Below are 11,725 nucleotides of genomic sequence, written 5' to 3'. Positions count from 1 at the left end.
TGGTGACAGTAATCTGCTGTCGGGCTGGATTAGTTATTTACGGGCTGTGTACCGTGATTCACTAATCAACGAATCGCACGACTATAATTACTGAATTCTTCTCCGATTAAACAATCTCCTATAATAGTTAGAGAAACTTGACTCAATTCATCTCTAACATCAATCGTTTGTTCACATTGGCTAGAAGTCCATCGATCTAATAGTTTAATCATATGTTTTTGTGTCGCTTCACGTAAGCAATCCAAAGTTTCTCCAGATAGGAGACGCGACAATTTTATTTTGATAGACTTAGCTTCTTGGGGTTGTCTGAAAAAGTAAATTTCGTCCCCAATCCAGGTGAATGGTTGTTTGATTGAAGTTGGCAAAGATTGTAAAGTTCCTGCGACTTCAGCAACGAGGGTTGGATCGCTAATCGAGACAATAAAATTTGAACTTCCCAACCATAACTTAGTAATTTTGCCATACTGGCTATGAAGTCTTGGCAAATAATTTGGAAAACCATCGGCTTTTTGGAGATCGAGAATATTTCCCAGTAAAGGATCTCTAGGTGGACCAGGGATAACCTTGCCTTTATGGTGCAAAATCAAAATCTTTTGTATTCTTACACCTATCAATATCAATATATTTATAATGGCTAAACCTAGAAGCACTGATGAACTGAAATTCATTAAATCTACCCAGTAAGTGAAAAAGTCTTAAGTAGTGATAGTATTAATCGGCTCATTGCTAATTTATTACAGTTGTATGATGCACTTTCTTTACCCGCTCAATTGCACGAAACCCTGAACCATTCATATACATTTCTAAACACTCTTTTTTTATTTCTTCAGGGTAGCCCTGCTGTTCATAATAATCTATAAACTGACGACCACAATTAACACATATGTGATTTTGTTTACCATAGTTTTTCCCATTCTTGCGGATATGAGTGGATGCACACCTTGGACATTTCATGGCGATCGCTCAAATTCATACTTGAACGCACCCCATCTAAATCTGCATATTATAGATGGGGATTCTTGCGCTAAGAAGCTGTAATACTTCTCAACGTTCCCAGAGTTACTGGCGTTCTCAGTGTGTCGTTAGAACTTTCGCTTACGAACACCCTAGAAAAAGTTTTATCGCCTTGAATCAGGCAATACCAATATCTAGCACCGATATTGTAAGATGCTGATAAATCACAATTATATTGCTTGCCACTTTTAAAGACAGCGAGAGAATAATTATTTTTATTCCGTTTAACTTTGCCACTTCCATCAAATGCATAAGCACTTGTATATTTGGGGTTGATAGCTTGAACTTTTCCACCTAGTTCATTCCATCTGTCGGTTAGTATTTCCACAATCTTGGAATGACACCACAAATGAAATTTCTGCTTTATTAGGCTGCCTTTTTTACCTGCTTTAGCCTTCCATCCAGCAAGGTTCTCTATAACTATCACCTTAACATTGTGGATTTTAGCAAACTCAATAATACCCCTAGCAATTTTACGGGAGATTTCTAAATTAATATTTGCAGACTTGCGGTAAAGCCCTTTACAGAATCCTTTCTGACGTTTAGATTTCGTTATTGCTTGAGTCTGTTTGGACTTATGAGCAATCATCATTCGACGTTGATTACGACGGTCTATGTAAGAGGCAGGATTGATAAACTTTCTAGCCTTTACAGTACCGTCCTTCCCTACTACCGCGCAGGTTGCTGCGTTATTAATACCCAAATCAACACTTAATACATAATCACAATCCTCCCGATTAGTTCTCTCGATTTTTACTGGCATTGATAACTGGCACTTATTCTTATTTACCACCAAGGCAGGGGAGCAGATTTCATTGCCGTCCGTTAAATGCCGATTAAGTCCATGACGCTTTACTTTGATTCCACAAAGCCACACCCAATCTGTCCCACTCCAAACCTTAATATCAACTGTCTGGTAATTTGAGTTATAGCGTATCTGTTGACCTTTGTACAACGCAGGATAGGTCTTGCACATTGCAGTTAGCCGGGGCGGTTTTGCATCGCGCCGCTTCCGTTGCCCACTTTGCCATTCTTGATAACGACTCTGAAAGCTTGAGACGATACCAAGAGCATCTGCGATGCCTTCGGCGGGCGGAGCCATCGCCGCACGTCTTAAATAACTGGGAAAATTTCTGTGGGATGGATATCGACTAATAATTTCTTGAAAATATTTGTGCTTCGGATCGGGGTTATCTGCTGTTCTGTGGATCATTTTCTCAACAGCATTTACCCTGTCCTTTGAAATTAAGTCGGCAAGACTCACCCATTGAGCATTTACTATCATTACCAACGGTAAAAGATATTTGCGATATTCTGCAACAGTTAAAATCATCTGTTGTTTTTCAGATGCACTCACATTTAAATCCCACACGTCAGTTCTAATTAGTTCTTTGGGTTTTTTCTTGCTTTTACCCACAAGCTTGTCCTCTCCCTTGACAATCACTACAATATCATTTAACCTTTATTATGTCAACCCGTTGTCTAGACAAAGTGAAGACTAAAAAATTGAGTTTAAGGTTATCTGAAGCTAGGTTAGAGAAACTTAAGAAGTATGCGCTATACAAAGATACAACGCAGACACACTTAGTAGAATTATGGATAGATTCGCTCAAGTTACCGAAAAATGAAGAGTGAATTGTTGCTGCGCGTTTTATACTGGTTTCGCTTACCCCACCTAAAATGTAGATGTTTTTATAGTATTTCTAGGTGGGGACTGCGCTCAACATTTTTGTTCAATTATGCAACGCCGGTTTATTCATGCCCGATCTGTTCCAATAAAACTTCTATTTCCTCTGGAGTCAAATTGTTCACTTCCAGAAATGTTTGAGCAATTTCATCAACCTTGTTCTGACTTCCAAGCAGCTTGGCAAGTACAATCTCTAGCTCTGCAATAGTTGCATTCATAAAAAGTTGCTGGAGTGATATTTCTGACGAGAAAATCTGGTTGATTCGACTGAGCAATTGTGTTGCCAGCAAGGAATGTCCACCCAGATCGAAGAAGTTATCGTGAATACTAACTTGAGGGAGGTGCAAAACCTCTGACCAGATATCTGCGAGAACTACTTCTGTTGATGTTTCTGGTGCAACGTAATTATTCTCGAAACTACTTCTGTCGGGAGTCGGCAATACTCGGCGATCGACTTTACCGCTTGGGGTTAGAGGTAGAGTCTTCAGCATTACAAAAGCCGATGGCACCATGTACTCTGGCAACTTTGTTTTAAGATAGGTTCTCAGTTCTTGAGTGGTGAGAACTTGATTTGGTTTAGGAACAATGTAAGCGATCAGCCGCTTGTTTTCGGTGGGTTCCATTCTGGCGATCGCAACTGCTTCCAGGACATCAGGATGATGCCCTAAAATAGCCTCAATTTCTGCAAGTTCAATCCGGAAGCCCCGAATCTTGACCTGGTTATCAATGCGACCTAAGTATTCTAGGACTCCATCCGAACGATAACGAGCGATATCTCCCGTTCGATACCAACGCCTGCCAGTCGCTGGAATCACTTGACTAGCTTGGGTAAAAGGATGAGCCGAAAACTTATCTGCTGTTAATTCTGGACGATTGTAGTAACCTCTGGCAAGTCCAGTCCCCGCAATATAAATTTCTCCAGGTATCCCCACAGGTACTAGTTGCTGATTTCGATCTAAGAGGTAAACCTGAGTGTTAGCAATGGGACGACCAATAGGAGGGAATGTCACCCATCTACTTGGGTTTCCCGTCAAAGTGTAGGCTGTTGCTAAGTGGGTTTCTGTGGGGCCATAGTGATTCCACAAGGTACAATGCTCCAGTCGTTCAAAGAAGCGGGCGATCGCGGGTGTAATGCAGAGTTGCTCCCCGGCTGTAATGAAGTCTTGTAGACCCTTGGGCACCCGATCACGCTCAATTGCGACCTCAGCCAGATGCTGTAGAACCACATAGGGAGCAAAGAAGCGTTTAATGCCAGCATCAGTGAGAAATCGCAGTAGAATAGTTGCGTCGCGCCGTGTTTCCTCTGGCACCAAAACGAGAGTTCCACCCCCACACCAGGTAGCGAAAGTTTCTTGGACGGAAACATCAAAGCTTAGGGAGGCGAACTGGGCTGTTCTGGCGCTGCTAGGAGCGGTCACATTTTGAATTTGCCAGGTAATTAAATTGATTAAAGACTGGTGTTGCATGGCAACTCCTTTTGGGATGCCAGTCGAGCCTGATGTATAGATGATGTAAACTAAATTTTCACCTTTTGCCGGACATACTAGATTATCGACAGACTGTTGAGCGATGTCTGTGCGATCGCGATCCAAGTAAATGATCTCATAAGTTGAGCTAGGCAAGGCGCTGGCAACGTCGGTTTCTGTCACTAGCACCTTAACCTTGGCATCCTGGATGGAGAAAGCCAGACCACTATTCGACTACTTGAGTCAGCAGCCTATTCAAGGTACTTATATAATTAACGTACCCGCAGACCCACGTCGAAAGCGAATGCCAAGAGAAGCAATGCTTATTGTTCGTTGTGGACGAGTAGAGATTCAACGACCCGATAAATTAAGCGTTTTTGGCTATCCTCCTAGCGTTACCCTTTTTGCTGTTGAAGCACTGGAAGTTCAACCACCCGCAGGACAAGAACCGATTCATTGGCGACCCTTGTTCATGGTTTAAGACAATTTGAATCCATCTTTCTTGGCTGGAAACTCGCTCTGGGTGGACTTCTGTATACACGGTAGCCGCTCTTCGGGAGGGGAGCTAAAGCGCAGCTTTGGCGGGGTGGGGTTCCGGGTATTATGCTTAATTGCCCGGACATGATATTAGCTCTCACACTACCCAAAGTTGAGTAAAACGTTCAGGTGTCCATCCAACAATATCTGATACCTGGCCATCACCAATTTCTACGATCCGCTTAGTACCATCTCTACGCTCTATTACATCTACAGAGAAAAACTGACTTCTAATCCGCTTGGCACACTCAGAAACAATCTCTGGAATTTCTTCATCTGGTAAAGCGGCAAAAGGTTTACCATATACGACAAAGTAACGCCTCTCGGTTTCAGACACAAAATCTTCAATCCGCCGCACACAAATACCTCCCTCAATACTGCCCCGAAACTTCTGCATCTGGGCAACCACTGTTTTGATTTCGGAAGGTTTATTAATCAACGAACCAACTGAGGTTTTGAGAGACTTAACATAATCTTTGATAAAAAATCCATTCCAGCCAAGCCGATTCAATTCACTCTCTAAATCATCATCGACGGAATAAAATTTAGTCTCTGGAGTTAAATCAGTAATCAGGGGATACCAGTTTATCAGATAGTGTGCGGCTAGATACTCAGCCTTAGAAGTTAAGAGACTTGCCCCTGTATTCTCTATAACACTAACTAATAACTCATAATCTCCGGGCGAGAGCATCCAACCCCGATAGACCACTTTTGAATCAGGAGTAGGGACTGGGATAATCTTTGATGAACCACATCCCAGCGACTCCAAAGAAATAACGGAAGTTGCAAAGCCAGCATTTTGCATACAAGCAACTTGCTCCAAGTATGCTGCATCCGCTTTCTTAGGACTGAAGTAATCACTAGGAAAAAGAAATCTCACAATATTTGGATTGAATATAGAGCTAATTACTAATTCTAATGGGACTTCCAAAAAATCAAATCACCAGTAAATCATAATGATAATCATCGCGTAGTATAACGCACCACCTCGAATTTTAGATGCGTTAGGACGAATATAGCGTTTCCTAATCATACAAGCTACATCATAGCCCCCTCCTCGCTTGCGGGGAGGGGGTTGGGGGTGGGGTTCAGTACCTACTCAAGCGAGAACCGCTATATCCGTAATGATTCCCAATCCAAAATCTAAAATCGTTCGACTGAGCGTAGCCGAAGTCTAAAATCCAAAATGGTATTAGCTTTGAGTTACAGCCTCTTTTGCCAAGAACTTCTCTAATTCTGTCAGCGCATCAGCATCAACCTTAGTTTGCATTGGGCAGAACTTCGGCCCACACATCGAACAAAACTCAGCAGTTTTATAGATATCTGCTGGTAAAGTTTCATCGTGATATTCCTTAGCTCTTTCTGGATCGAGTGATAATTCAAACTGACGGTTCCAATCGAAGTTGTAACGCGCTTTGGAAAGTTCATCATCTCTATCCCTTGCACCAGGGCGATGTCTGGCAATATCAGCCGCATGAGCTGCTATTTTATAGGCAATCAACCCATTCCTGACATCTTCGGCATTTGGTAGACCCAAATGTTCTTTGGGTGTTACATAACACAACATTGCAGTACCGTACCATCCAGCCATCGCTGCTCCAATCGCTGAAGTGATGTGGTCATAACCAGGAGCAATATCTGTCACCAATGGCCCCAAAACATAGAAAGGTGCTTCAGAACACTCTTCCATCTGCTTACGGACGTTGAACTCAATTTGATCCATTGGGACGTGTCCAGGTCCTTCCACCATCACCTGTATATTATCTTCCCAGGCTTTGCGAGTTAGCTGTCCAAGGGTTTTCAATTCAGCTAATTGTGCTTCATCTGAGGCATCATGGGTGCAGCCAGGACGCAGAGAATCTCCTAAACTGAAGGAGACATCATATCTTTTGAAAATCTCAATAATGTCTTGGAAGTGGGTATAAAGCGGGTTTTGTTTGTGGTGATGTAGCATCCACCGCGCCAAAATACCGCCGCCGCGAGAGACAATACCAGTGATGCGATTTCTCACCAAAGGCAAATGCTCAATCAAAATCCCTGCGTGGATAGTTTGATAGTCTACTCCTTGCTGGGCGTGCTTTTCAATGATATGGAGAAAGTCATCAGCAGTCAGATTCTCGATTGTGCCGTGGACACTTTCTAAAGCTTGGTAAACGGGTACTGTACCAATGGGAACCGGCGAAGCATTAATAATGGCGGTGCGAATTTCATCCAAGTTACCGCCGCCTGTGGACAAATCCATCACAGTATCAGCACCATACTTCACCGCTAGATTCAGCTTATCAACTTCTTCCTGAAGATTGGAAGAGTTGGGGGAAGCGCCGATATTAGCATTTACCTTACATTTGGAGGCGATGCCAATAGCCATCGGTTCTAAATTAGTGTGATTAATATTAGCCGGGATAATCATTCGTCCCCGCGCCACTTCCTCACGAATGAGATCAGCAGGGAGATTTTCGCGTTGGGCGACGTAGTACATTTCTTCGGTGATAACACCTTGGCGGGCGTAGTGCATTTGAGATACATTACCCTGCCCACGTCGTTTAGCAACCCATTCTGTCCGCATATTATAATTCCTCAATAAACAGCTTCCCTCCGCTGGTATTACCCAGACTCAGGTGTTAAGGGTGTGATCTCAGCCTGGTTATATAGGCACTCCTAGCATGGATGTAGTGTATCACCTTGCTTATGGTTGCGAGCAAGGGTGTTAAAAATTTATGCTGTTTTTTCGGAGTCTAGCGATGTCTACGACGGGCTGCGCCTACGCTGTTTCTGTTGAATAATGTCTAATATTGCCTTGTGGATTTCTTCTGGAGTCATTGAGGCGGGATAAGTCGCAGAGGGAGGTTTTGCCGTCAAACGATCTGCAAATGCGTAAAAAGCCTCTTGATCGTCTCGATGTTCCAAGACATAGGTGCGTAATTCTGCTTCACTCATAGCATCAAAGTTTGGTTTTGTCATATGTATCGCCAATTTCTATCATGTCTAATTAAAATTTTTGGCTAATCGATTCACCGGGACTTGATGATGTCCGTACTGAAAATAGTAATATTACACGAGAATTTCTCAAACATATTGATGTAGGTATTTTAGTTGTAACCAAAGCCGCAGATGCTTCCCAGAAGAGATATATTTACCATCTTTGAAAGGAATGCTAGAGAAATTTATCTAGCAAATATTAATAAATTCCAAAAACAGCGATCGCACCCTTCACACCCCTGATACCCTTCAAGCAAAAGCTTTTAACCACCAGCTACTATGGAGCGATCGCCTTGACTTTGGACGTTGGCTCATCCGAAAATTACGTAAAAAATTAACAGCCGCTATTTCCTGCATCATAGCGATCGGTTTGCAGGAAATAGCGACTATTATTAATGTGCCATCCTAAACTGGCGTATAAAGCTTTCTCAAATTCAGGATATTGAGTACAGATATTTCAGCAAGTAGGTACAGCTACTTTGGCGTGTTTATTAACGTAGTCCACAAATAATTGCTTCAGCCGGGGACTAACGCCAGCGTGTTCAAAGAATCCAAAACCCAGATTCCTCGCTCTTGCTAAGGTTTCCTCTGGTGTTAATCCTTCTTGGATAGCGATACTTAAGAGCGCAATTCCAGTTGATCGCATCCCGGCTGCACAATGCACAACTGCTGGTTTCGGGATTTGTTCTAGTATCATGAGGATTTTGGTAATCAGCTCTTCATTCAAATTTTTTAAATCCACCTTCAGTGGAACATTCTTATAATACAGCCCCAAAGCTTCCGCTACTTTTTGCTCATCCTGGGAAAATCCTAATTCATCAGGCGATCGCAGATTCAGAACCGACTTAAAACCTTCTTGGATAGCTTGCTCAAGCTGTTTTGGTATAACTTGTCCTGTGGTTGTCAAATTTTCGTTAATCTGTATGGCGTTGATCACATTCACTCCTTTTGACTTTCTAGTGTCTTCCAGCTGGGTAAATACTCTAAGGGAGCAAGCCTTGAGAAGATATTCAAATAAACACGGCAAAATTAGCTAAATATCAAACGATATTGCTTGATTACTTCAAAATTTGCCTTTTGAAGTTGGTTATTTTGTTGCTTTATCCATAATAAACATATTTCCGATAGACTTACCGTAGTTTAGAAAGAAATAAATTATTTTTTATTTGAATAAAGATGTCAAGCTAAGTAATTAGGACTTACGCATTTACAGACATAACCAAATGTGAATTACCTCTCGTTACAAGGCTCTGCCTTGTAATGCTCTTGTGGGAGGCTCTGCCTCCTGTCAAACTGGGAGGCAGAGCTTCCGAGTGATCACATTCCCAGGCTCTGCCTGGGAACGAGGCAGGGCAAGACTTTTATCTGAATAAGCTTGATATGCACATAATACTCAATTTGTAAAGTGCGTAAGTCCTAGTAATAAAAAGTTTGACGTTGTTTTTATGACCAAGCGAAAAAGTCCTAATTGTTACCATGCAGACTAGGGATTAGTAATGCAGAAATTGCACCTCGGCTAGAAAACTTATTAACTCCAGCAATTTCTGCCGAGAAAAACTACTCTTATCGATTAGGTAAAGCACCGTAGGGCATACGAGAAATAGGGAAATTGACACTGAGCGTAGCCGAAGTGCGATTCTCTAACGCTTAGGGAGATAGAGTCACCTAGTGTTGTCTAAGTTTGACTGACGCTTTGTTCTATCTACGGTTTCGGATGGGAGAGGTGATGCAGTAATGCACACCTCGACCTAACAGTGTCAACTTAGCAATCACTAATTCAGCAAATCAGGTTCTTCGCGTACAATCCTGTCGTACAGTGGCTGAAAGCTGAACCACCCACTTGTATGTGACCCCACTTGAGTTTGTGTCAAACGGGCTGTTTCGTGTTTGATAGTAGTGGGTCTACCCGCAGCTTCTGCCAGCAGTTGGGCTTGACACGATCGCTCTAAGCTAATGTACCAAAAGGCAGCTTCATCTACTGTATGTCCCACAGTTAAAATGCTATGATTACGCAAGATTATGGCTTTGTTTGGCCCCAAGGCTTGCGCCAGTCGCTGACCTTCAGAAGTTTCTAAAACAACACCGGTGAAATCGTCAAATAGGGCATGGTCTTCGTAAAAAGCACAAGAATCTTGAGTCAAGGGGTCAAGGAGACGACCTAAACTAGACCAGGCTTTACCATAAAGTGAATGGGCGTGAGCCGCCGCGATCACATCAGGTCGAGCTTCATGAATCTGAGAATGGATGGCGAAAGCAGCTCGATTTACCTGAGCATCGCCTTTAACCACCTCACCGTCTTTGTTAACCAACAGCAAGTCAGAAACTCGGATATGACCGAAGTATGTCCCGAATGGATTGACCCAGAAATGGTCTGTAAACTCCGGATCACGAGCCGTAATATGGCCTGCAATTCCCTCGCTGAACCCAAACTTACCAAACAGGCGAAAAGCAGCAGCTAGGCGTTGCTTACGGTGCAGGCGTTCGTCTTCAACTCGCTCGAATATGGGGGGTTGTGGTCTATCGTACTTGGGCATGTTCTTTTTCTTCTTCTTCTTTATAAGGAGCGTTGAAATATCCAGAGCCAAAGCATTTGACGCTGTGAGATTCTCTTATGAACTAGTGACGTAAGGCGCAGCCAGTATCATTACCTAGAAGATAGATGGATACAGATGCGCTCTGGGATGTGGTTTTGACGGTGTGGACGCTAATTTTACACACTGTTGCTACAAAGGATGGTTCCAAGATAGTGTAGTTCGTCATCTATATTCCTCGGTTTGGGAGGCGACTTACATTAATAGTAATTTTTTGATCTTTGCTGACAATAGTACTAGTAGTTTTAACACTAGGGTGAATCTTGAAGCCAAGTTGCTCAAGTTTTAGATGAGAAAGGCATATCGCTGGAATACGGTAGCTTTACCTTGTGACAGGAGTAGCCTACTAGCACGCTGAATTTATTATTCACAGGACTACCGTCTTTTAAGGTGACTCGTAAAATTCCTTTTTTATCTCGGCGATATCTGCGATTTAAAAGTAATTTATTTAACCTTATTAGGCGCAGAGAACACAGAGTAAAGAGATTAAATAATTCGTAATTCGTAATTCGTAATAGAGCCTCTGGCACGCACTCGCGTTCGTAATTAAGTTTTGTGACTCTTATTTAGATCCCGACCCAAAACTTGCGCGATTTTGAACCGGGGGACTTAAACTTGCGGTACTCGGTTAAATTAAAGAAGTCGGAAGTAAAGTTTTGTAATGGGGATTTAACGCCAACACAAAACTTGCTGCGACTCGACTGAGCGCTCGCCGAACGTATTGATAGAAGCTCAAGCAACTTAAACCCACGGAATTTAGCTGTTTTTGAGTGGAATGAACATTCTTTTGAATTAATCGCTTACCTGTTGTTAGCCACCATCCCCCGATAAATTTAGCTGTCCATAGACATTGATATTAAATGTAAATTGAATATCGATGTGGTTGCTGGTATATCCTGGGGGCAAAGGTGCAAAAGGTGCAGCTCGCTGTATAGCCTTGAGTGCCGCTTGATCAGTGAGGCTGAATCCAGAAGTATGGGCGATCTGGAGATTGCTTAGTTGCCCGGAACGCTTAATAGTGAAGTTAAGCACCGTTCGCCGGGAAGACTGGCTCACTTCTGGTAGCCACTGCTGCTTGACTTGTTGCTGTAGTTGCTTTAAGTAAGAGGTGATATCTATATTTTGACTGCTGGCATCAATACCAGAAGCAGCTTGGCGATCGCGGTTGGAATTAGGTAAGCTTGCCAGATAATCACCGCTAAAATTTTGACTAGATACACCCACAGTACCACCCAGCAAGCTTGCTGCACCTGTTTTCCGAGATGACTGAGCTATATACCGTGTTCGCCCACTTAATCTAGTTCCCGACTGGCCTAACTTCTTAGGTTTGGGCGCTGGTGATATCGTTGCAGGTGCCGCAGCTACGCCCGTCGTAGACATCGCTGTTTTTCGCGGTAGGGCTGGCGATGGTGTAATATTAGGCACTACTGCAATTTTCTTAGGTTTGGGTG

At 42.9% G+C, this 11,725-nt stretch carries 11 protein-coding genes and 1 pseudogene; 1 reads left to right on the top strand and 11 read right to left on the bottom strand.

The features are described from left to right. Window positions 1-65: 65 nt before the first annotated feature. From V7L05_RS03595 to V7L05_RS03580, 4 genes and pseudogenes are all read right to left on the bottom strand, one after another. Complete coding sequence (locus V7L05_RS03595) at window positions 66-668, bottom strand: cytochrome P450 (RefSeq protein ID WP_335161876.1); 603 nt, start codon at window positions 666-668, stop codon at window positions 66-68. A 64-nt stretch (window positions 669-732) separates the two neighbouring features. Further along, a pseudogene (locus V7L05_RS03590) lies at window positions 733-954 on the bottom strand (IS1/IS1595 family N-terminal zinc-binding domain-containing protein); the annotation flags it as partial. Window positions 955-1,024: 70 nt separating this feature from the next. Continuing rightward, window positions 1,025-2,431, bottom strand: coding sequence for a transposase (locus V7L05_RS03585; RefSeq protein WP_335161874.1), 1,407 nt, complete (start codon window positions 2,429-2,431; stop codon window positions 1,025-1,027). A gap of 335 nt (window positions 2,432-2,766) precedes the next feature. After that, complete coding sequence (locus V7L05_RS03580) at window positions 2,767-4,350, bottom strand: non-ribosomal peptide synthetase (protein ID WP_335161872.1); 1,584 nt, start codon at window positions 4,348-4,350, stop codon at window positions 2,767-2,769. 25 nt (window positions 4,351-4,375) lie between these two features. On the opposite strand from V7L05_RS03580, the gene V7L05_RS03575 reads away from it, so the two are divergent. After that, entirely contained in the window at window positions 4,376-4,648 is a 273-nt protein-coding gene (locus tag V7L05_RS03575; RefSeq protein WP_335161870.1) for a hypothetical protein, read from the top strand. Window positions 4,649-4,801: 153 nt separating this feature from the next. Here V7L05_RS03575 and V7L05_RS03570 read toward each other — a convergent pair whose 3' ends face one another. The 7 genes from V7L05_RS03570 to V7L05_RS03540 all read right to left on the bottom strand — a co-directional run. After that, window positions 4,802-5,635, bottom strand: a complete 834-nt coding sequence (locus V7L05_RS03570) for an ATP-grasp domain-containing protein (RefSeq protein WP_335161868.1) — start codon at window positions 5,633-5,635, stop codon at window positions 4,802-4,804. Window positions 5,636-5,896: 261 nt separating this feature from the next. Then, window positions 5,897-7,270, bottom strand: coding sequence for a phosphomethylpyrimidine synthase (gene thiC, locus V7L05_RS03565; protein WP_335161866.1), 1,374 nt, complete (start codon window positions 7,268-7,270; stop codon window positions 5,897-5,899). Between the two features lie 179 nt (window positions 7,271-7,449). Further along, a complete protein-coding gene (locus V7L05_RS03560) occupies window positions 7,450-7,665 on the bottom strand; it encodes a DUF6887 family protein (RefSeq protein WP_335161864.1) in 216 nt (71 codons plus the stop codon). 475 nt (window positions 7,666-8,140) lie between these two features. Then, window positions 8,141-8,620, bottom strand: coding sequence for a protein tyrosine phosphatase family protein (locus V7L05_RS03555; protein ID WP_335161862.1), 480 nt, complete (start codon window positions 8,618-8,620; stop codon window positions 8,141-8,143). An 835-nt stretch (window positions 8,621-9,455) separates the two neighbouring features. Continuing rightward, the gene (locus V7L05_RS03550; RefSeq protein ID WP_335161860.1) at window positions 9,456-10,217 is read right to left on the bottom strand and encodes a class II aldolase/adducin family protein; all 762 of its coding nucleotides are present in this window, start codon (window positions 10,215-10,217) and stop codon (window positions 9,456-9,458) included. An 82-nt stretch (window positions 10,218-10,299) separates the two neighbouring features. After that, the gene (locus tag V7L05_RS03545; RefSeq protein ID WP_335161858.1) at window positions 10,300-10,443 is read right to left on the bottom strand and encodes a hypothetical protein; all 144 of its coding nucleotides are present in this window, start codon (window positions 10,441-10,443) and stop codon (window positions 10,300-10,302) included. A gap of 641 nt (window positions 10,444-11,084) precedes the next feature. Next, window positions 11,085-11,725, bottom strand: a 641-nt coding sequence (locus V7L05_RS03540) for a TonB family protein (protein WP_335161856.1), incomplete at its 5' end; no start/stop codon positions are given.

It is taken from the genome of Nostoc sp. (genome assembly GCF_036917755.1).
In the GTDB taxonomy this organism is placed as follows: domain Bacteria; phylum Cyanobacteriota; class Cyanobacteriia; order Cyanobacteriales; family Nostocaceae; genus Nostoc.
Note: the sequence above shows the minus strand (reverse complement) of the source record. Positions and strands in the feature narration are given on the sequence as shown.

Excerpts from the sequence above, each read along its gene's own strand:
- V7L05_RS03595 (WP_335161876.1), bottom strand. The coding sequence starts at position 668 with ATGAATTTCAGTTCATCAGTGCTTCTAGGTTTAGCCATTATAAATATA.
- V7L05_RS03575 (WP_335161870.1), top strand. The coding sequence starts at position 4,376 with ATGGAGAAAGCCAGACCACTATTCGACTACTTGAGTCAGCAGCCTATT.
- thiC (WP_335161866.1), bottom strand. The coding sequence starts at position 7,270 with ATGCGGACAGAATGGGTTGCTAAACGACGTGGGCAGGGTAATGTATCT.
- V7L05_RS03560 (WP_335161864.1), bottom strand. The coding sequence starts at position 7,665 with ATGACAAAACCAAACTTTGATGCTATGAGTGAAGCAGAATTACGCACC.
- V7L05_RS03550 (WP_335161860.1), bottom strand. The coding sequence starts at position 10,217 with ATGCCCAAGTACGATAGACCACAACCCCCCATATTCGAGCGAGTTGAA.
- V7L05_RS03545 (WP_335161858.1), bottom strand. The coding sequence starts at position 10,443 with ATGACGAACTACACTATCTTGGAACCATCCTTTGTAGCAACAGTGTGT.